General features: G+C 38.9%; 18 protein-coding genes. 9 read left to right on the top strand and 9 right to left on the bottom strand.

Annotated elements, in window-relative coordinates; genetic code table 11:
- Nucleotides 1-84: 84 nt before the first annotated feature.
- Nucleotides 85-1,218: an acyltransferase gene (locus ABUE36_RS05680; RefSeq protein WP_421017334.1), complete on the bottom strand. Its 1,134-nt coding sequence runs from the start codon at nt 1,216-1,218 to the stop codon at nt 85-87.
- 287 nt (nt 1,219-1,505) lie between these two features.
- Here ABUE36_RS05680 and ABUE36_RS05675 point away from each other — a divergent pair, with 287 nt between their 5' ends.
- Complete coding sequence (locus ABUE36_RS05675; protein ID WP_421017333.1) at nt 1,506-2,234, top strand: MucBP domain-containing protein; 729 nt, start codon at nt 1,506-1,508, stop codon at nt 2,232-2,234.
- A 223-nt stretch (nt 2,235-2,457) separates the two neighbouring features.
- On the opposite strand, the gene ABUE36_RS05670 is transcribed toward ABUE36_RS05675, so the two are convergent.
- Entirely contained in the window at nt 2,458-3,231 is a 774-nt protein-coding gene (locus ABUE36_RS05670) for a hypothetical protein (protein WP_421017332.1), read from the bottom strand.
- Between the two features lie 161 nt (nt 3,232-3,392).
- Here ABUE36_RS05670 and ABUE36_RS05665 point away from each other — a divergent pair, with 161 nt between their 5' ends.
- The 4 genes from ABUE36_RS05665 (at nt 3,393) to ABUE36_RS05650 (ending at nt 7,326) form a co-directional block, all read left to right on the top strand.
- Nucleotides 3,393-4,163: a hypothetical protein gene (locus ABUE36_RS05665; protein WP_421017331.1), complete on the top strand. Its 771-nt coding sequence runs from the start codon at nt 3,393-3,395 to the stop codon at nt 4,161-4,163.
- A gap of 86 nt (nt 4,164-4,249) precedes the next feature.
- Complete coding sequence (istA, locus tag ABUE36_RS05660; protein ID WP_003555353.1) at nt 4,250-5,473, top strand: IS21 family transposase; 1,224 nt, start codon at nt 4,250-4,252, stop codon at nt 5,471-5,473.
- Nucleotides 5,474-5,482: 9 nt separating this feature from the next.
- Nucleotides 5,483-6,220, top strand: a complete 738-nt coding sequence (gene istB, locus ABUE36_RS05655) for an IS21-like element helper ATPase IstB (protein ID WP_014386885.1) — start codon at nt 5,483-5,485, stop codon at nt 6,218-6,220.
- Nucleotides 6,221-6,396: 176 nt separating this feature from the next.
- On the top strand, nt 6,397-7,326 hold the full coding sequence (locus tag ABUE36_RS05650; protein WP_096109805.1) for an IS30-like element ISLpl1 family transposase: 930 nt from the start codon (nt 6,397-6,399) through the stop codon (nt 7,324-7,326).
- Here ABUE36_RS05650 and ABUE36_RS05645 read toward each other — a convergent pair.
- The 4 genes from ABUE36_RS05645 to ABUE36_RS05630 form a co-directional block, all read right to left on the bottom strand.
- Nucleotides 7,323-8,111 carry a LicD family protein gene (locus ABUE36_RS05645; protein WP_421017330.1) on the bottom strand — a complete coding sequence of 263 codons (789 nt, stop codon included), beginning with the start codon at nt 8,109-8,111 and terminating at the stop codon, nt 7,323-7,325. The two genes, ABUE36_RS05650 and ABUE36_RS05645, sit on opposite strands and share 4 nt — an antisense overlap.
- Before the next feature lie 249 nt (nt 8,112-8,360).
- Entirely contained in the window at nt 8,361-10,592 is a 2,232-nt protein-coding gene (locus ABUE36_RS05640) for a YfhO family protein (protein ID WP_421017329.1), read from the bottom strand.
- 2 nt (nt 10,593-10,594) lie between these two features.
- The gene (locus ABUE36_RS05635; protein WP_096109805.1) at nt 10,595-11,524 is read right to left on the bottom strand and encodes an IS30-like element ISLpl1 family transposase; all 930 of its coding nucleotides are present in this window, start codon (nt 11,522-11,524) and stop codon (nt 10,595-10,597) included.
- Between the two features lie 313 nt (nt 11,525-11,837).
- On the bottom strand, nt 11,838-12,431 hold the full coding sequence (locus tag ABUE36_RS05630; RefSeq protein ID WP_421017467.1) for a GNAT family N-acetyltransferase: 594 nt from the start codon (nt 12,429-12,431) through the stop codon (nt 11,838-11,840).
- Nucleotides 12,432-12,592: 161 nt separating this feature from the next.
- Here ABUE36_RS05630 and ABUE36_RS05625 point away from each other — a divergent pair, with 161 nt between their 5' ends.
- From ABUE36_RS05625 to ABUE36_RS05615, 3 genes are all read left to right on the top strand, one after another.
- Nucleotides 12,593-13,153 (top strand): LemA family protein, encoded by a 561-nt coding sequence (locus ABUE36_RS05625; RefSeq protein ID WP_421017466.1) that lies wholly within the window; start codon nt 12,593-12,595, stop codon nt 13,151-13,153.
- Nucleotides 13,154-13,171: 18 nt separating this feature from the next.
- A complete protein-coding gene (htpX, locus tag ABUE36_RS05620) occupies nt 13,172-14,071 on the top strand; it encodes a zinc metalloprotease HtpX (protein ID WP_421017328.1) in 900 nt (299 codons plus the stop codon).
- 114 nt (nt 14,072-14,185) lie between these two features.
- Nucleotides 14,186-15,106 carry an IS30-like element ISLsa1 family transposase gene (locus ABUE36_RS05615; RefSeq protein ID WP_421017465.1) on the top strand — a complete coding sequence of 307 codons (921 nt, stop codon included), beginning with the start codon at nt 14,186-14,188 and terminating at the stop codon, nt 15,104-15,106.
- A gap of 106 nt (nt 15,107-15,212) precedes the next feature.
- On the opposite strand, the gene ABUE36_RS05610 is transcribed toward ABUE36_RS05615, so the two are convergent.
- The 3 genes from ABUE36_RS05610 to istA (ABUE36_RS05600) all read right to left on the bottom strand — a co-directional run bounded on the left by ABUE36_RS05610 (nt 15,213) and on the right by istA (ABUE36_RS05600) (nt 19,358).
- Nucleotides 15,213-16,274, bottom strand: coding sequence for a hypothetical protein (locus ABUE36_RS05610; protein ID WP_421017327.1), 1,062 nt, complete (start codon nt 16,272-16,274; stop codon nt 15,213-15,215).
- A gap of 1,113 nt (nt 16,275-17,387) precedes the next feature.
- A complete protein-coding gene (istB, locus tag ABUE36_RS05605; RefSeq protein ID WP_014386885.1) occupies nt 17,388-18,125 on the bottom strand; it encodes an IS21-like element helper ATPase IstB in 738 nt (245 codons plus the stop codon).
- 9 nt (nt 18,126-18,134) lie between these two features.
- On the bottom strand, nt 18,135-19,358 hold the full coding sequence (gene istA / locus ABUE36_RS05600; RefSeq protein ID WP_003555353.1) for an IS21 family transposase: 1,224 nt from the start codon (nt 19,356-19,358) through the stop codon (nt 18,135-18,137).
- A gap of 1,367 nt (nt 19,359-20,725) precedes the next feature.
- On the opposite strand from istA (ABUE36_RS05600), the gene ABUE36_RS05595 reads away from it, so the two are divergent.
- Nucleotides 20,726-21,655: an IS30-like element ISLpl1 family transposase gene (locus ABUE36_RS05595; protein WP_421016461.1), complete on the top strand. Its 930-nt coding sequence runs from the start codon at nt 20,726-20,728 to the stop codon at nt 21,653-21,655.
- Nucleotides 21,656-21,669: the final 14 nt, after the last annotated feature.

Here is a 21,669-nt window from a genome sequence, read left to right as displayed (position 1 = left end):
AAATCCGATGGGTGTTCCTTTGCTCATACATATGCTTACGCTTTTGCATTAATCTTCGAGATAACACGGAAAAGTTCGGCAATTTCACTTAATATTTAGCAGCATCCTTTTGACTAACGGAATTAAACTAATCAACCAGACGAGAAAATAACTAATTAACAACGTGCTTACCAATAGGATCAAAAAATTCACTCCGGTATTAAAATTTATTAATTGAGATTTTTGTAAAAGTATTTGAATCGGTCTATGCACCAAATACACACCCAAACTTAATTCAGACAATATCGTAAACGACGACAATTTCTTTGAATCAGGTATTCTTGTTAATAATTCAAATATTACTAATGAAAAAATCAATAATATCGGATTTGTATACCACACACAAAAAGCTGGGGCATTAGAAACAGAGAAACTTCCGTTGATATATAAACTACCAAAAACCAAAATCACGAAAGATAAAATTCCAATAATTGATAACCATTTAAGCGTCCATTTTTTTAACAGTCCTCGCTTAAGGACATTTCCAAAAACAAAATAAACAGCGCTAAATGATAAAGTTAGTCCAACTGAAAGTGTTGTATTCCTTTGCATCTTTTTCGCAAATTCCAAAATGCTATTAACGTCTGGCACAATCATTGAAAAAAATATCGAAACTATCAAGAACGAAGCTAAAAGAGATTTATTTGCTTTTACAATTGAGTTTGCTAAAAATGGTAATACCAGATACAAACCAATTATGGCAGGAATATACCAATAGTGCCACAGATACTTTGAAAACAACTGAAACGATTTATCATTTAAGAACAAAAATGAAAACAAATAATCTTTTATGCTTATATGTACCTTAAACACTAAATAAATGAAAATTTGATAAAGCCCGGTCCAAATTTCAAAACAAACTAACAATGACAACAAATTATGCCACAAAAAATGCTTTAGGTAGCTCGCCACAGTGAAGGGTCTATCAATCATTAGATACCCTGACAAAATCAAAAATAAAGGAACGCCAGTCCGTCCCAAGATAAAGATAGCGGTCATTACAAATTGCTTGATGAATGGATAATTTACAAATTGACGACCATCCCCACTAATTCCAAGAAACGGAATTGTTTGTTGAATTGAATGACATGCGACAACTAATACGATTGCCACGGTTCGGATTACATCTAAAGTTATAATTCTTTTTTTCAAATTAATTGACCTATAACTATCTTTCATAAAGTATCGAGATTTTACTTATTGCCAATCTTCTCTCGACAATGGTCAACCTAAGAGCTGACTGCAGAGAGATTATGAAACATACACTATCGTACACTAATCTGTAAGAAGTGTAATACTTTTTTAATGGCTATCCTCAAGAATAACCTTATTGACCGTTAAAAGTCCATTGCTCAAGATATAACCTTTGATAAAAGATTGTTTAATTACTCGCTTTCCTCTTTAAAGACTTAGTTTGAATGCGCTATACTTGTGTCATTAATTAATATTCAGTGGGGTTTGCAATTATGAGTGAAGAATTAGTTGAAGGAGTTCCAGTTTGGGTTTATTACACAGACGTTGACTCTGGTAAAACATTAGTTGAACCAAAAGTACTTCGTGGTGCCATTGGTGATCACTACGAAGTAAAAGTACCAGAATTCGCCAACTATCGCCTACTTCATCACACCGGCAATCTTGATGGTGTCTTCACGAATCAGCAACAAGAAGCACGTTTGTATTTCCGTGAATCCGATTGGGCCGAAGTTGAAAAAGTACAAATGTACGCCACCATTCAAGAAGATGTCCCAACATATGATCGTCCTGACGGAGAATTACAAGCACTAGAAATGCCAGTAGGATCGGTTTGGCGAGTATTTTCTCGAATTGCCACAAATAATGGTGAGTTCTGGTATAACATGGGAACTAATCAGTGGGTAATGTACAAACCAAATGCTTTTACACTAAACAACTCACCTGTTCGTCCCACTTCTCATCAGGATGTTCATAAAGAACATAACTGGAATGTTCAATCTGTCTCTGCTCGAGGTAGTATTGATTTTGTAGATGGTAAATCGGTATCGTACTATGCTGAACCTTATGGACGTCCGTCTGGTACGATTGCCAATCGCAGTGTTGTTGTCATCAACGGCGAAGTCAGTGACCCTTCTGGTGTTGTTTGGTTTCAGCTTCAAGGATTAGGTTTTATTAATTCTATGTATGTAAAATTAACGGGACCTATTAATGTTGTCCGATGATTACGTCGTTGTCTATTCGAAAATATAAATGCGTAATAACATTAGTACGCCGTGTTAATAACAATTAACGGAAGCATAAAAAGCACTGAAGTTCTGAATTTTGCATTCAGAACTTCAGTGCTTTTTAAACATTAGAATATTAATTTAAAAATCCTGACGGCATGATACTGCATCACCAGATTTTTTTATCACTGATTTGAATTTGCCGGCACTCAAAATGTTTTTAGTAATTTTCATAGCCGATCCAAACACCTGAGTCATCAAAATCGGCATATCTTCCATTGTCAACTTGAACACCATAACCTGTGGCCATGAAGCCCTCATCGTTATCCCAATACCATTTTTGATTACTATTAATCCAGCCATGTTGAACGTGTCCGTTTCCTTGGAAAAATGCCCAATCACCATTTATATTTGTCCATCCAGTAGCCATGGCACCACTTCCAGTTAAATAAAAATCATCATTCAACCATTCATTACTTAACATATAGCCACCGTCATCAGAATAGTACCACTGATTATTTACGACATACCAACCAGTTTGCATGTGCCCACTATTATCAAAGTGATACCAGCCATTGTTATTTAACCAACCGGTTTGCATCGCACCGTTTGCTGATGAAAAATAATACCATTGACCGTTTACATTCGCCCAGTTTGTTGCCATTTCACCATTTGAATAAAAATAATACCATGTTCCATTGATTTGTTGCCAACCAGTTTGCATATGTCCAGAACCATCAAAATAGTACCAATTGTTATTATCATTAACCCAATTAGTACGCATTCTGCCATCCGAGCTTAAAAAGTACCAGCTGCCATCTTTATATTGCCAGCCTGTATCCCAGCTATTTCCACCATCATTCCAAAGGTACCAACCACTTGGATAACTCCACCAGCTGTCAGCCTTCACTGACGCATTTGATATTGTAAGTCCAATACTGAAGGCAGCGACCGCAATTCCTAAATAAGTGATACGCTTAACTATGCTTTTCATAAAAAGCCTCCGCTATTAATTTGGCTGTTCACCATAGCATTAGTTTATAATCATTTTATTTAAAAATTATAAATGGGATAATACTTTATTCCTTTTTCGTGACAAAGTTGTAAACTAGTTGCTGTAATGGCTATCTTAATTTAATATTTCGAGGCTTTTCTATGGAATTACAAAGTGGTTTACTTTTTCGAGAAATTCGAATTGCAAAAAGAATTCCCGCTATTGAGGTATATCAGAATATTATCTCCAAAAACATGCTTTATAAATTTGAACATGGTCAATCCGACATTACGATGACTCGTTTTCTATCTTTGCTAAAAAGAATAAATATGTCTATTCAAGAATTTGAATTCTTGAGCACTGAAAAAGCCTACGAGAGTCTAAATAAGAACTTCATAGATCTTCAAAAGCACTCTCTAAATGCCTTCAATCGTGGCAACATTTTGATATTAAAAGAATGTAGAGAGATTACTTTTTCGGCTTGGAAATCGAATCGCGATGAACGATACCAAAGATTGTTAGCGCAAATGAATGTTGAACTAAATATCTTAAACGGTCACCACGGAAACAATAAAGATATTAAAATCATCACAAATTATCTTTTTTCCTGCGATACTTGGTATGCCTATGAATGGAATCTTTTCACAAACATTGCGACTGAATTGAATGCAGAAACCGACTTTCTTCTTCTTACGAGAATCATTCGAAAGTTTGCCGCCTTTTGCAAGTCATCAAACTCTTCGAACGATGACTATACTCTTTGCATATGCAACGTTTTGTTTGCTTGTATCGAGCAACGAAATATTATCTTAGCGGAAAAAACATATCATATTTTGAAAAGTGAGCAAATTCCACAAACCGAAATCCTACCGAACATTTTAATTACGTTTTTCGACGGCATCTTTGACGTTTTGTGTAAAAGGCACCCGTAAAATGTAGGAAAACGGCAGGTTAGAACTGTTGGTTTTCCTACATTTTTTGTATCATGAATCACATCAGAGTGTAGGAGGAATTTGATGTGAGACGTGATTTAAGAGAAGGAGTGACGATTTACGTGACTGAAAATATTAAGCCTAACTTCGCCGAGATTGCCCGGCAATATAATGTTGATTATCGAACCGTTAAGAAAGCCTATGAGGAAGTCAAAGCTGGACTTAAGGGCCGACCAAGTGGTCGACCGAAACGGCCAAGTTTACTGGATCCATTCAAGCAAACCATCGATTCAAAGCTTGAACTAAATTGTTCGGCTGCTTCAATTTTTAAATTTATCCAGAAGAAGGGCTTTACCGGCAGCTATACCCTCGTGAAAGATTATTGTCGCCAAACCCGCCGAGAACGAGTTAAGAAAGCTACCATTCGGATTGAACATTCCCCTGGTCTCTCTGCTCAAGTTGACTGGAAAGAAGAAATGGCCCTAGTGAGCAGCGAGGGTGAGCTGTTTAAATTCAATATTTTCTTGTATGTATTGCCTTATTCAAAACTCAAATATATGACACTAACCTTTGATCGGAGCCAAGATACCCTCTTTTCTTGCTTACACGACGCTTTCCTTCATACCGGAGGTATTCCGACGGAAATCTGGTTTGATAATATGAAAACCGTTGTGGATCATACAAAATCCCAGTTTGGCCACGCTGTCTTTAACGAACGGTTCCACGAATTCTGTAAAGATGCCGGTTTCACACCAATTGCTTGTCGACCATTCAGACCACAAACTAAAGGTGCAGTTGAAGCCCTTGCTCGCACGGTTGAACGTTTACGGCCATACAATACTGAATTTGCTGATGGAACTGAGCTAATCGAACTAGTTCATATGCTCCGAGATGATCTAAATCATGAAACTTCGCAGGCCACGGACGAAGTCCCGTACCTGAAATGGTTAGACGAAGAAAAAGAGTACCTTCATCGCGTTCCAGTTAATCTCCTTGAACCATACTTCGAAGAAAACATTACCCGTGTCGTTTCGAAGGAGGCCATGATCAATTTCCGCAAATGTAAGTACTCAGTAGATCCGCGATACATTGGTTGTACGGTTGCTGTTGAAATCTCCAATGATGAGCAGCGCATTCACATTTATTATAACGGAGAAGAAATTCGTACGCACTCCATAACTACCAATTCGCTGAATTATGACCCCCAAGATCAGTTCAATATCCTCAAATCTGATTTGCTTAAAGGGCGGACAGATGAAGACATTTCAGCTTACATTCGTGAACATATGACTGATTACGACAACTTATAGGAGGCTACCATGACCACTAATAATCAAATTCTTTTAAATAATCTTGAGCGCTTAGGGTTAAACAAAATCCGTGAATACTTGCCGAATTACCTTGATCAAATTCACACTGATAATCTGTCATTAACTGAGGCGCTAATTGATTTAACTAATTCGGAACTCCAGAATCGACACGAAGGTCAGATTGCACGGGCCATTGGCCGTGCTCGGTTCCCCAATACAAAATCCCTAGATACATTTGATTTTAGCTTTCAACCCAGTATGAATCGCCAAGAGGTTCTGGAATTCCAGAATCTGGCTTTTATGGAAAAGTCTGAAAACTTAATCTTTATTGGCAATCCGGGAGTCGGTAAAACCCACTTGGCAATTAGTATTGGGATTGAGGCCTGTAAACAGGGCTGTCGGGTTCTCTTTATTAATTGTCATGAGCTGTTGATTAGATTGAGAGCAGCTTACGAAAAAGGACTGCTTGATCGATCTCTAAGCCGCTATTCGCGCTATGACCTATTAATTATTGATGAAATTGGGTATTTGCCAATTGGTCACCAAGAAGCTAACCTCTTATTTCAGCTAGTCAATGCCCGCTATGAAAAGCATTCAACGATCATTACCAGCAATAGTGATCTATCCGCTTGGGTTGATATTTTCCAGAACCCAACTGTGACAGCAGCCATTCTCGATCGCTTGGTTCATCATGTTCACGTAGTGAAGATCACTGGTAAATCTTACCGATTACGTGGCCTCAAGTAACTGCCGAAAACCTACATTTCTTTCTGCCGAAAACCTACATTTTTAAACTGCCCTTGACAACGTTTTGAAAAGTAATAAGTAGATTGTAAAATTAATCCGAACGCTGTTCGGACAAAAAAGATCAGCTTCCTTTAAAATGGTGTTTACAACAAACCCATCTTTTAGGAGCTGATCTTTTGTCTAGTATAACCTATTCCGAACGAATTAAAATCGAAACCTTTTGTGAACTAGGGCTGTCCAATATCCAAATGGGCGTTCGGCTGAACCGATCACCGTCAACAATTTCTTATGAATTATCTCGATGTCAACCTTATCAGGCTGAATTAGCACAAACAGATGCCGAATACAAGCGATCACGATGTGGTCGGAAAACTAAGCTGAGCGATGAGTTAAAGCAAACAATTCTCAACCATTTACATCTAAGCTGGTCACCAGGAATGATTGCTCACGAATTTAAACTAGCGACTAAATCTATTTATAATTGGCTAAATCAGGGGAGAATTGGTTTCTCCTTGAATGATCTACCTGAACATGGCGTACGCCAACGGCGTAACGTTGACCAACGATCCAAATATAATCAATCTTTGGGGCGATCGATTGAACAGCGTCCCATGATGATTAATCAACGTAATCGCATCGGTGATTTTGAACTAGATACCGTCGTTGGCCCTCGTGGGCATAGTAAGGCAGTTTTATTAACTTTAATCGATCGCAAATCACGGTTCCTTTGGGCATATCGGTTAAAGGACCGAACGACAGCGAGTGTTAATGAAGCACTGACTAAGTTCCTAACAACTTTTAATGGACCGGTGCACAGTTTTACTGTGGACCGTGGTACTGAGTTTAGTGGGCTAGTATCATTTGAATCACAATATGGTATTAAGACCTATTACTGTCATGCTTATACGCCAGCTGAACGTGGTAGTAATGAACGCTTTAATCGGAATTTACGTTATTTTTATCCTAAGGGGACTCGTTTTGAGCACATTAGTGCTCAAGATTTAACGACGACGTTACTCCAAATTAACCAGAGACCGCTTAAAATACTTGACTGGAAAACACCGTATCAGGTTATGCTGACCAATTTGTCCAAAAATTCGGATTAAATTTGCAATCTACCATATACCTGAACATGGTGTGACTGTCTCTTCGTCACAGGTGGAATGACCATATAATCGCCGTACATCTCGCGTAAGTATTTGTCATACCCCTTTGGAACGTTAAATTCAATGTTTGCTAACAGAACCGTCTCCGATTTTTCAAACCATTTTGTCTTCATAAGCATTGGTCTTTTGATACCAAACATGCTGACAGCATACCTACTTTTGCCAGTAAAAGATTGCGCAAATTTATTAGCCTTGACCGCCAAAGGGTGGGCATCAAAATGAGTTAAAATGTTCACGCCTATTTGCTTAAAAAAAGATTTTTGACTGTACGTCTGCGAGGCTGCTCTGGCAATTTTACGTTTCAACAATCCCCAACTAACAAAGAGCAAAGCACTAAATCGTTTGTCAGGAATTGTATCCAATGGAAAGATATCTAAGAAAAGACCATATTCTTCGATTGGTTTATTTCCAGGTTCGGTTAATCTCGTTTCCCGATCAATTAACTTTGCGTACGGTAAAGGATAAGCAGGCATACTAATATCCATTATCGCGAACCGTCCTTTTTGCTTCTTTAAAAGTAGAATCAGTTTTTCGTAGTCATTACGCCACAACAAAACATCTGCGTCATCATCCCATGGAATAAAGTCATGATTTCTCACAGCTCCTAATAAGGTGCCACCATCGAGAAAATAAGTGATTCTATTCTCTTCACAAATTTGTTTTATGTACCGTAACATTTCAAGCTGTCTAACATGTAGCTCCGATAACGATAGTTCCAATTCCACTCTGCATCGATCCTTTAACTTTATTGTGTCAAACTATGGACAAAAATTAACGCACCTGGTTTGGCTCTTCAATAATAATGTTAAATAATATCCTACTGCCCGAAACTTAAACCAGTATTAATTTTCCATTGAAAAATGAGACATCAAATACATTTTTCTAAGGCCCCCTCGACTTTTATATAATAAAAAGACTCCGTAAATATTAGATGAAAAATCTAAATGTCTACGGAGCCCTTTTAATCTTCTATTCTATTTTTTAAGACGAGATAACGTCAAAAGTCCCATCAACAATCCCAAAAATCCAAGTGCAAGAGCCAGCTTTAATCCTGGAACTTCGTATTGAAACCTCACGGTATGTCGGCCACTAGGCACCTGCACTGATGGAAACTGACCCAGTGCTTCACTTACTTTAGTCTTCTTGCCATCCACCACTGCATGCCATCCAGAATCAAACGGCACCGTTGCAATTAAGCGGTGTGCCTTAAAATGATGGTTCGTATTAACCATCATTACACTTGCATTCGTGCGCGGCGTTTCAACTTCCCCAGAAATTATTGCTTGACGCCTTACTCGTGTTAACAGTCGCTCATTTTCAATAGCAAACAGTGGCTTAAAATCAAATGTTGATTTAGCTTTAAAATTGCCACTTACAGAAATGGTTACGTTTCTTCCCGCTTTCACTTTTCCCAAACTAACGACTCCATTTTCGGCCTCTTCTGGAGAAAACAAATCAACGATTTTATTCCCATTCATTTCAACTGTAAGTTTAGGTAAAGCTAACGTATTTTGTGGAACCGGTATGCTGAAGTACAGTTGACCTGATTTTCTGACAGCAATTCGATATGTCATGGAGGTGTCGCTGTTTACTATCTTAGTCACTTGAGGATTTGAATACATGAGTGTGTTGATGCCGGAAATTGCTGACCAAATTTTATTTTGATATGCAAACGGATTATACACAACTGAATTTCTGCCAATATTTTCTTTTTTTGCCGCTCCCTGAATTATCAGAGGAAAAGCTTGTTTATTCTGGTAAGCCTTAATTACAGCGAACCTCTGAAATTTGGCAGTAGAATAGTCCTTTGCCACACTAGTGTTCACGGCGCTAAGCACATTGTTAGTCTCTTCAATTGATTGAATAAATTTTTTATCATCAGAAGCAAGGACATACTTAATTCCCAATAAACTATCCATACTCAGAGTTGATCCATTATTAAATCGCGACCACCGTTTCCAGTTATATTTATGAAAATACCCCACATTGGATAAATAGTCCGTTTGTTTGGTTGGTATTTGAAACAAATATCCACTCACGCCTGCATAATTAAACATCAGTGGGTCATTAGGATTCATTTCGAATGTACTTCCCACTCTAAAGACCGAATTATTTTTTTGATTCAAAGTGGCAGTAACTTCCCGTGTTTCCTTGACGACACGTGAAAATCCACTTTGAGATGCGGAATTGCGGGCCTCGTAACTCACAAAAACATGATTTGTGAATAAAACCTCAAGTACAGCCAAGGCCAAAATAACGGCTGCACCATATTTTCCCAACCGAAAATGGTAATACCCGAAGAGAACTGCCAACCAAAGCAAAACAGCGCAAAGGTTTAAAATAAGATTTTGATGTGCAAAATCAGTATCAAACAATATAACAAGAATAAACACAAAAAAGGTAACCACCACACCCGTCAAAAATCGTTCAACGCTCAACTCATTCAACTTGCATAATGCTTGAAATGCTATTACTAGGATTACAAAAATTAGCACAAATGCTTCACGGTTCAAATAACTATTTGGCATGGTTAGACCGTGCCAAATCATAAACGGCGTTGTCAACCAAGCAGTCAGCGTAAGTACAATCAAGAAAAAACCAGTAAATGTACGTACACTTTTCTTAAAGCATTTGTTTAAAAAATAAAAACAAATGAGTATCGGGACTAAAACCAAGGTATAAAGTTCTGGGGCAATTGAATTTGCAGTCCCCTGTCCTGAATGAAACATGAAGAAGGCAGACAGAAATTTAATAAACGGATACTGCTGATCAAAGGTCCACTCGAAAGTACTCTGCGTCACATTACGTTGAGCAATCCAACTTGGCAGTATTGATACCATTCCCATCAACGTTGCACTGAGACTCAGTAAAAATATTCTCATGATCAGAGCTAACAGAGATTTTCCTTCAAGCTTATCAACCGCAATTTTGTATCCCAAACAAAATACAGTTAACATTATCAAGAAGAGCAAAATCATAAAACCAATGTAATAGTTAGTGATTAAAATATATGCCAAGCTTACTAAATACAAAATGCCATTTTTCCTGTAGACCACCCGGTCAAATCCTAATAAAACAATCGGAAAAAGTGCAATCGCGTTAAACCAAAAAACACAGTCCCTGTAGGAAAAGAAAAAAGCAGACATTGCATAAGCGATTGCGAAAGTACAGGCAATCCAAGAAAATCTTTGATCGGTAGATTGCAAATTTAATCCGAATTTTTGGACAAATTGGTCAGCATAACCTGATACGGTGTTTTCCAGTCAAGTATTTTAAGCGGTCTCTGGTTAATTTGGAGTAACGTCGTCGTTAAATCTTGAGCACTAATGTGCTCAAAACGAGTCCCCTTAGGATAAAAATAACGTAAATTCCGATTAAAGCGTTCATTACTACCACGTTCAGCTGGCGTATAAGCATGACAGTAATAGGTCTTAATACCATATTGTGATTCAAATGATACTAGCCCACTAAACTCAGTACCACGGTCCACAGTAAAACTGTGCACCGGTCCATTAAAAGTTGTTAGGAACTTAGTCAGTGCTTCATTAACACTCGCTGTCGTTCGGTCCTTTAACCGATATGCCCAAAGGAACCGTGATTTGCGATCGATTAAAGTTAATAAAACTGCCTTACTATGCCCACGAGGGCCAACGACGGTATCTAGTTCAAAATCACCGATGCGATTACGTTGATTAATCATCATGGGACGCTGTTCAATCGATCGCCCCAAAGATTGATTATATTTGGATCGTTGGTCAACGTTACGCCGTTGGCGTACGCCATGTTCAGGTAGATCATTCAAGGAGAAACCAATTCTCCCCTGATTTAGCCAATTATAAATAGATTTAGTCGCTAGTTTAAATTCGTGAGCAATCATTCCTGGTGACCAGCTTAGATGTAAATGGTTGAGAATTGTTTGCTTTAACTCATCGCTCAGCTTAGTTTTCCGACCACATCGTGATCGCTTGTATTCGGCATCTGTTTGTGCTAATTCAGCCTGATAAGGTTGACATCGAGATAATTCATAAGAAATTGTTGACGGTGATCGGTTCAGCCGAACGCCCATTTGGATATTGGACAGCCCTAGTTCACAAAAGGTTTCGATTTTAATTCGTTCGGAATAGGTTATACTAGACAAAAGATCAGCTCCTAAAAGATGGGTTTGTTGTAAACACCATTTTAAAGGAAGCTGATCTTTTTTGTCCGAACAGCGTTCGGATTAATTTTACAATCTACTAAATATATTGGCAATTTATACTTAGAAACCAAAAATCGTCCCAAATACATTGTCAAAGAAGAAAAATAACAAAATACGATTTCTCTGTATAACAAAAGACTGTTGAGTTTAGCAAATTGATAAACTCAACAGCCTTTTTGATTTTTATTCGCCTCAATAATCACACACTTATAAAAAAGCAGGGCTCCATGTTCACCAGAGTCCTGCCTAGCAATTATGCCTTTAATTCAGTTAAGATATTAAGAGTTCGTTGCATGTGGAAATACCAGTGATCCCCTATCTTTTTAATTCCGACAGTTTTAAAATCATGTCGGTCATAAAGAGCTTTTGCACCAGGATTTTCAAAGTCAACATTAAGTCCAACAACTGACTTGTCGTCTTCCACAGCTTCTTCAGGAATCGCTTCAAGTAACTTTCCACCAATGCCCATCCCCTGATATTTAGGATCAACTACAATCGAATCCAAGTACCATTCGTTCTTAAATGCTTCGTAATCTGAACCGAATGGATCATCTGCGAAAACGTCACTAAAACTGGTTGCGTCTTCCAGCACTTGGTCCACTTTTTGCTCATTTTCATCGGGATAGCCAAATGCTACCCCTACTACTTGACCATTGGCCTCGGCCACCACCGTTGTTGCGGCACCAGATAGATATGCTTCACTCTGGTACGCAGCGGTAATGGCCTTCAGGACGGCAGGGTCAGGAACGTCTTCTAATTCTTCCAGTTCCATTTCTTTAAAGATGATATTGATGAGGGGGGCTATCTGGCCAGCATCATCCTTTTGTGCTTCACGAATCGTTATGATAAAAATTCCTCCGTTTCTGTATGTTAACATCATACATGAATGCCCGTATAAAGGCAAAAACAGCGTTTAATCATTAAGCAGGCTTAAGAATTAGCACTAACACATCCACGTTTGGTAGAATACGGGTAACAAATTAAATATGAAAAAGGAGATTCATTATGATTACAGCCATTGTCATCATCGTTGTTTTAGTTATACTCGGCATTATCTACGCCAGTTTATATAATGGACTTATTCGTGCTCGCACTTACACTCAGGAATCTTGGAGTCAAATCGATGTTCAGCTCAAACGTCGAAACGACTTGATTCCTAACTTAGTCGAAACCGTTAAAGGATACGGTCACTACGAACAATCAACGTTAGAAAAAGTAACAAGCCTGCGTAGTCAGTTGATGGGTGTCCCTTCTGACGACCATCAAAAAGCCATGGAAGTATCAAATCAGTTAAGTGATACGCTTAAAAGCATCTTGGCAGTTTCTGAGGCTTACCCCGATCTTAAGGCTAACGAAGAATACAGTAAGTTAATGGAGGAACTAAGTAATACAGAAAACAAAATTGCTTACTCACGTCAATTGTACAATTCAAGCGCTGCTAGTTTGAACATGAAACTTCAAACGTTCCCAAGTAATATGGTCGCCAATCTTCATCACTTCACGCCTGCTGACTATCTGCAAGTGCCTGAAGAAGAAAAGTCAGCTCCAAAAGTATCTTTTGATAACTAAAATTAAGGAGACACAAAGTTGCTTTACGAACAAATCCGACAAAACAAACGCCGAACCGTTTACGTGCTAATTGGCTTTGTATTACTCGTTCTCGCAATTGGAGCGGCAATCGGTTATGTGTTCTTTAATAGTAGCATTGCTGGCTTATTAATGGCGCTAGTCATCGCGGTTGTGTATTCAGCTATCATGATTGGTAATTCAACAAACGTCGTTATGAGCATGAATCATGGTCACGAGATCACCAGTGCCGATCAAGCACCTGAACTCTGGCATATTGTTGAAGACATGGCGCTAGTAGCCCGTGTGCCAATGCCACGGGTATTCATTATCGATGATCCCAGCCCTAACGCTTTCGCCACTGGCAATGACCCTCAACATGCAGCTGTTGCAGCAACCAGTGGTATTTTGCAAATGCTAAACCGAGAAGAACTTGAAGGCGTTATTGGCCATGAAATGACACATGTTCGCAACTATGACATCCGGTTACAAACCATCGCCTTGGCACTTTCCGCAGCCATCAGTTTATTGGTCAACATCGGCATGAATTCGTTCTGGTGGGGTGGCAGTCGTCGAGACCGCGATGATGATAACGACGGTGGCTATTTACAAATCATCATGTTCATTGTCTCTATCGTGCTTGTTATATTGGGTCCCCTCGCCGCTTCTATTGCTCAGATGGCTCTGTCACGTAATCGTGAGTACCTAGCAGATGCCGGTAGCGTTGAGTTGACTAGAAACCCACAAGGACTCATTTCTGCGTTACAGAAGATTTCTGGTGGTGAACCGATGCAAGCTGCAGATTCAAGTAGCGCATCATTATACATTACAGATCCTTTTAAAAACAAAAGGTCATTTGCACATCTGTTTGACACGCATCCCCCGATTGAAGACCGAATTTTGCGGTTGGAAAAAATGTAAAAAATCATTTTAATATGGCAAATTCTATAATTAATCCGAACAGAAATTAAAAAGCCCAAAGTAATCACTTACAATGGTAGTAGCTAATTCCAACCAATATAGGGAGTGATTACTTTGGGTACATCTACTTTATCACGTTTTCAACGTGGCGCACTAGCACAACTGGTCAATGAGGGGAATAAATCTTACCAAGTAATGGCTGACGCCTTAGGCGTCGCCAAAGCTACGATTAGCTATGAGTTGGACCGGGTTAAACCTTATGATCCAGAATTAGCTCAGCAAGATGCAGATCGCAAAAGGCGGAATTGCGGTCGTCGTTCGATGCTGACGGTAGCATTAGCGACTTTAATTACCAATCACTTACGATTAACCTGGTCACCAGAAACCATTGCGGCCGCTTATAACTTGAGCACTGCGTCAATTTATAATTGGCTTAATCGTGGCTGGCTCCCCTTCAAATTGACTGATCTACCCAATCGGAATGTCCGCCAGCACCGAGTGAGCGAAAATCGTGGGAAATTTACAAGTGGGACTTCCATCGAACAACGGCCAACAACTGTTAATCAACGATTAGCTTTTGGTCATTGGGAAGTAGATACGGTGCTTTCTAGTCGAAGTGAGTCACGATCATGTCTGGTTACATTCGTAGAACGTAAGACCCGACTTCTATGGGCCATCAAAGCCCCTAATAGAACGGCTAAGGCTCTAAACACCGCCTTTGGCAAGTTTATGGGGGCCTTCGGTCCCCAAGTAAAATCCATTACTGTTGATCATGGTAAAGAGTTTGCCAATTATCAGGCCTTAGAACAGGATTATCAGATCAAAGTTTATTTTTGCCATCCATATTCACCATGGGAGCGAGGTTCCAATGAATATTTTAATAGACGGTTACGCTGGTTCTTCCCGAAAAAGACCAATTTTAGCCAAGTAACGACTGATGAGATCCTAGCAGCACTTGAACTAATTAATCAACGACCATTAAAAATACATCATCAACAGACTGCCATTGAAAGATTCCGGGCTTGTTCGGATTAAACTTGTAATTTGCCATATCAAAGGGGATTTCACATTTATGATTTCAAAAAGGCACTTTCTTCAGTGGAAAGTGCCTTTTAACTGTCAAATTTTCAAAAAAACAATTCTAATGAATCCACATACCGTTGCTCTTAAATGAATACCACGTGCCATTAATTTGAAGCGTATCCGTATGCATCCATCCATTCCGATCCAGCAAATACCAATTTCCTTGATCATTCAACCATCCAGTGTACAGGACCCCCACTGCATTGAAATAATACCAGGTTCCATTGATATCGGTCCAGCCTATTTGCATATGGCCTTGATAGTTTGCATAGTACCACTGTCCGTTAACCATGAACCACCCTGTTCTCAAACTACCATTTTCATTCAAATAATACCAAATTCCATCAATATCTAGCCAGCCGGTTCTCATCGCACCATCAGCAGCAAGATAATACCAGTTTCCATCGACGTCTACCCAACCAGTTCTCATGTGACCGTTAGTAGCGTTTAGCAAGTACCAATTGTTATTAACTTGCGCCCAACCTGTATTCATCCAACCACTGTTCGATAAAAGAAACCAGTTTCCATTATCATAAACCCAACCAGTTAACATTCTGCCAGTTCTGTCAAAATAATACCAAGTCCCATTAATGTCAATCCAACCAACCTGCATTTCACCGCGATTATTTGCATAAAACCACGAACCATTATCATAAAACCAGCCTACTTGAAGAACGCCCGTGGAATCAAAAAAGTACCAGTTCGAGGATTCATTAAACCACCCAGTTTGATTTGTCCCATTGCCGTTGAAGTGAGACCAATATCCATCAATATCTTTCCAGCCATAAGACTTTGCGTTGTTATATTGATTCCTGTAATATATTCGACGATCATAATAATAATCTTTCGCCACGGCCACGCGCGCATCTGAATCACTTAAATTTGAGTGTTCCAAAAACTCATCCCAATACGGATTATCAAAAGCCGGCCACACGGCCCAATCGGTCATTCCAGGTTGATCTGTCCACGGCCCCCAATTCCGCATATCTGTAATGCCTGAATCGGCATTGGCCACATTTTCAGTAGAGAATGAGACGTTAATCATTACAAATGTAATTAATGAAATTAAAAACAATAACCAGCTATTAATCCTTTTTAGATTCATATCCATTTGAATCATGCTCAATCATTTTCCACGGCTTTAAACATGATATCCTCCAAAGTCGAGTATAAGTCCATAATATATTAGTTTCAATCAATCCGTACATTAGCTGAAACGTATTGCTGAAATCGAAAATAAAATGCTTATAAAGCTCAATATCACATCACACAAGACGCCTTTTGCAGTCAATATATTTTCTATATGCTGACATTTTTCCCGAATATTGATAATTTTCTGTAAACGAAAGCTAAGTATAAAATAAGACCGCACATGTCGAACATTTAATTCCGACAGTCTCTTTATCACAGCGACGAAGAAATGTATGTGTGCGGCGGTTAAAAAAATGTGCTTTTACCGCACAATTGTTCCTTTTAGGCGGTATGATTTACCGATAATTTTAACGATATTATGCGTGATACACTAACCAATCAAGAATGACGGGCATAATAGTCACATCTTAAAATATTTTGACTCAACTTAATAATTTTAATGATCGTTGAGTTTATCTCATAATTAGAATCAATCAGTTGAAAAAATAGTTTTGCTACAGCATGTCCGATGGGTAGGTAGCTGATCTCATCATAATCAAAAGGTTATCTCGGGCAGTGCCAACAAACACTTTGATCTAATGTTTCTCTTGCGTACACCGTTCTTAATCGCCAATAATTCATGACAGTTAGTGAACAAATTCCGTTGGTCCTGCTGACCAATGCCATCGATCAAATGAGTTTTAATGGCTCTAGGACTGTCAGGTTTTCTTAATTCTCAATAAGGGCTAAATCCTCAAATCATATTTTTCACTGGTTAATGCCTGATTGAAAATCAAAGCCCTTTAACGTTTTGATTTTAGGAAAGTATGCTAGTTCAATAACACTTTGTTGCTGCTTGTGACGACCTTGTAATTAAAGAATTGTAAGTTTAAGCACCGCTTCGTCCGCCGTTGACTGATCTCGTCAATATGAGCCGTTGAAAACGCGTTCATGTTTTCTAAATCCAAGTTCATTTAAGTTTATTAATAAACGTTTGAAATTTAGCCGTCATGTTATCATCCTTCTTAGAGTTGGTCATATTGTGTCAAGGGCAGTTTAAAAATGTAGGTTTTCGGCAGAAAGAAATGTAGGTTTTCGGCAGTTACTTGAGGCCACGTAATCGGTAAGATTTACCAGTGATCTTCACTACGTGAACATGATGAACCAAGCGATCGAGAATGGCTGCTGTCACAGTTGGGTTCTGGAAAATATCAACCCAAGCGGATAGATCACTATTGCTGGTAATGATCGTTGAATGCTTTTCATAGCGGGCATTGACTAGCTGAAATAAGAGGTTAGCTTCTTGGTGACCAATTGGCAAATACCCAATTTCATCAATAATTAATAGGTCATAGCGCGAATAGCGGCTTAGAGATCGATCAAGCAGTCCTTTTTCGTAAGCTGCTCTCAATCTAATCAACAGCTCATGACAATTAATAAAGAGAACCCGACAGCCCTGTTTACAGGCCTCAATCCCAATACTAATTGCCAAGTGGGTTTTACCGACTCCCGGATTGCCAATAAAGATTAAGTTTTCAGACTTTTCCATAAAAGCCAGATTCTGGAATTCCAGAACCTCTTGGCGATTCATACTGGGTTGAAAGCTAAAATCAAATGTATCTAGGGATTTTGTATTGGGGAACCGAGCACGGCCAATGGCCCGTGCAATCTGACCTTCGTGTCGATTCTGGAGTTCCGAATTAGTTAAATCAATTAGCGCCTCAGTTAATGACAGATTATCAGTGTGAATTTGATCAAGGTAATTCGGCAAGTATTCACGGATTTTGTTTAACCCTAAGCGCTCAAGATTATTTAAAAGAATTTGATTATTAGTGGTCATGGTAGCCTCCTATAAGTTGTCGTAATCAGTCATATGTTCACGAATGTAAGCTGAAATGTCTTCATCTGTCCGCCCTTTAAGCAAATCAGATTTGAGGATATTGAACTGATCTTGGGGGTCATAATTCAGCGAATTGGTAGTTATGGAGTGCGTACGAATTTCTTCTCCGTTATAATAAATGTGAATGCGCTGCTCATCATTGGAGATTTCAACAGCAACCGTACAACCAATGTATCGCGGATCTACTGAGTACTTACATTTGCGGAAATTGATCATGGCCTCCTTCGAAACGACACGGGTAATGTTTTCTTCGAAGTATGGTTCAAGGAGATTAACTGGAACGCGATGAAGGTACTCTTTTTCTTCGTCTAACCATTTCAGGTACGGGACTTCGTCCGTGGCCTGCGAAGTTTCATGATTTAGATCATCTCGGAGCATATGAACTAGTTCGATTAGCTCAGTTCCATCAGCAAATTCAGTATTGTATGGCCGTAAACGTTCAACCGTGCGAGCAAGGGCTTCAACTGCACCTTTAGTTTGTGGTCTGAATGGTCGACAAGCAATTGGTGTGAAACCGGCATCTTTACAGAATTCGTGGAACCGTTCGTTAAAGACAGCGTGGCCAAACTGGGATTTTGTATGATCCACAACGGTTTTCATATTATCAAACCAGATTTCCGTCGGAATACCTCCGGTATGAAGGAAAGCGTCGTGTAAGCAAGAAAAGAGGGTATCTTGGCTCCGATCAAAGGTTAGTGTCATATATTTGAGTTTTGAATAAGGCAATACATACAAGAAAATATTGAATTTAAACAGCTCACCCTCGCTGCTCACTAGGGCCATTTCTTCTTTCCAGTCAACTTGAGCAGAGAGACCAGGGGAATGTTCAATCCGAATGGTAGCTTTCTTAACTCGTTCTCGGCGGGTTTGGCGACAATAATCTTTCACGAGGGTATAGCTGCCGGTAAAGCCCTTCTTCTGGATAAATTTAAAAATTGAAGCAGCCGAACAATTTAGTTCAAGCTTTGAATCGATGGTTTGCTTGAATGGATCCAGTAAACTTGGCCGTTTCGGTCGACCACTTGGTCGGCCCTTAAGTCCAGCTTTGACTTCCTCATAGGCTTTCTTAACGGTTCGATAATCAACATTATATTGCCGGGCAATCTCGGCGAAGTTAGGCTTAATATTTTCAGTCACGTAAATCGTCACTCCTTCTCTTAAATCACGTCTCACATCAAATTCCTCCTACACTCTGATGTGATTCATGATACAAAAAATGTAGGAAAACCAACAGTTCTAACCTGCCGTTTTCCTACATTTTACGGGTGCCTTTTACAATATTGTAACAAATGCTCACAAATAAAAGCTTAAACATCTTGGTCGCACTATGGTCTTTAATCAGATTTGATTTTAAAATATGTGCTTGATCAGTTTTATTATAAACGGAGATGATGCGTGGGTATGCCTACTTTCGAATTATTGTCCCAGTGTAATAACTTTGTAAATGCCGCTTATCATTGGTTACAACTGTACAGGCAACAATATTATTGGGTCTACGGAATATTTGTATTTCTGAAAGTACACCACTGATTTCTTGAAAAATAACACGGTTAACATCTTCTCCAAAAAATATATCTTGGCAATGTTCAGAGATAAACGTTAAACATTTGAATTTCGAATAAAGGAATATGCAGAAAGTATGAATGACAACGACTATACAGATTCATCTCTTCTTTCGAGCCGACTTGTGCTGACAAAACAGGTGTGATTCAACCCGAATGTTTGTTTTAGGAACTTTTGACTGCTGAAAAGTAGCGCAATACTCACGCACAATCGTATATTTATCTGTAAATCCTTTTTTAAAATGAAAGTAAAGCTAACCGTCGTTTACAAAACAATTAAGTTTCATTTTATCTTAAATAATCTGCCAAAACGGATCTAATAAGCTTGTTTTTTGGTTCAAATCTGGCCCCCTCCGTTAATGCTTTTGCTTCCTCATAAAGCACCGTTTGGCAGTCCGATAATCGACACCAAATTAACAATCTAAAGCAGCGTAATTAGATTTAATATTTTCAATCACTTATTGTTTCATTTCTTGACGAATGTCATGCTTTACGGTTGATACCATTCTAGTTGTAAATGCTCTTCATGTTATCAAAAAATGCAGGAAAACCGACAGCTCTCAACTGTCATTTTCCTACTTACAACCACCATTTACGCACAGGCTAGTTCCTACTAATTTTTAATCGTTTTCTATAGACAAGTATAATATCTTTTATTTTACGTATACTGAAGCGAAATGACAATGAAAGCATTAGAAAAAAGGCTGGCAAAAATTGTATCAAATATCTGCTCCGTCCACCTTCAAAAATCAGTAGGAAAAACAATCCTCCGAGTATTGAGAGTCTTAAAACATAAGAAAAATCAGTAACAAAATCATTACCAAATAGTATAAATAAAATAAATAGCAACCAAATAAACTGCGCAGTCCAAAAGTAATCGGTAGATTGTAAAATTAATCCGAACGCTGTTCGGACAAAAAAGATCAGCTTCCTTTAAAATGGTGTTTACCACAAACCCATCTTTTAGGAGCTGATCTTTTGTCTAGTATAACCTATTCCGAACGAATTAAAATCGAAACCTTTTGTGAACTAGGGCTGTCCAATATCCAAATGGGCGTTCGGCTGAACCGATCACCGTCAACAATTTCTTATGAATTATCTCGATGTCAACCTTATCAGGCTGAATTAGCACAAACAGATGCCGAATACAAGCGATCACGATGTGGTCGGAAAACTAAGCTGAGCGATGAGTTAAAGCAAAAAATTCTCAACCATTTACGTCTAAGCTGGTCACCAGGAATGATTGCTCACGAATTTAAACTAGCTACTAAATCTATTTATAATTGGCTAAATCAGGAGAGAATTGATTTCTCCTTGAATGATCTACCTGAACATGGCGTACGCCAACGGCGTAACGTTGACCAACGATCCAAATATAATCAATCTTTGGGGCGATCAATTGAACAGCGTCCCATGATGATTAATCAACGTAATCGCATCGGCGATTTTGAACTAGATACAGTCGTTGGTCCTCGTGGGCATAGTAAGGCAGTTTTATTAACTTTAATCGATCGAAAATCACGGTTCCTTTGGGCATACCGGTTAAAAGATCGGACGACAGTGACTGTTAATGAAGCACTAACTAAGTTCCTAACCACTTTTAATGGTCCGGTGCACAGCTTTACTGTGGACCGTGGCACTGAGTTTAGTGGGCTAGTATCACTTGAATCACAATATGGTATTAAGACCTATTACTGCCATGCTTATACGCCAGCTGAACGTGGTAGTAATGAACGCTTTAATCGGAATTTACGTTATTTTTATCCTAAAGGGACTCGTTTTGAACACATTAGTGCTCAAGATTTAACGACGACGTTACTCCAAATTAACCAGCGACCGCTTAAAATACTCGACTGGCAAACACCGTATCAGGTTATGCTGACAAATTTGTCCAAAAATTCGGATTAAATTTGCAATCTACC

The organism is Furfurilactobacillus cerevisiae (genome assembly GCF_048961765.1).
Taxonomy (GTDB): domain Bacteria; phylum Bacillota; class Bacilli; order Lactobacillales; family Lactobacillaceae; genus Furfurilactobacillus; species Furfurilactobacillus milii_A.
This window is presented reverse-complemented; position numbering and strand designations above follow the sequence as displayed.

Excerpts from the sequence above, each read along its gene's own strand:
- ABUE36_RS05665 (WP_421017331.1), top strand. The coding sequence starts at position 3,393 with ATGGAATTACAAAGTGGTTTACTTTTTCGAGAAATTCGAATTGCAAAA.
- istB (WP_014386885.1), bottom strand. The coding sequence starts at position 18,125 with ATGACCACTAATAATCAAATTCTTTTAAATAATCTTGAGCGCTTAGGG.
- ABUE36_RS05670 (WP_421017332.1), bottom strand. The coding sequence starts at position 3,231 with ATGAAAAGCATAGTTAAGCGTATCACTTATTTAGGAATTGCGGTCGCT.
- ABUE36_RS05680 (WP_421017334.1), bottom strand. The coding sequence starts at position 1,218 with ATGAAAGATAGTTATAGGTCAATTAATTTGAAAAAAAGAATTATAACT.
- ABUE36_RS05675 (WP_421017333.1), top strand. The coding sequence starts at position 1,506 with ATGAGTGAAGAATTAGTTGAAGGAGTTCCAGTTTGGGTTTATTACACA.
- istB (WP_014386885.1), top strand. The coding sequence starts at position 5,483 with ATGACCACTAATAATCAAATTCTTTTAAATAATCTTGAGCGCTTAGGG.
- ABUE36_RS05610 (WP_421017327.1), bottom strand. The coding sequence starts at position 16,274 with ATGATTCAAATGGATATGAATCTAAAAAGGATTAATAGCTGGTTATTG.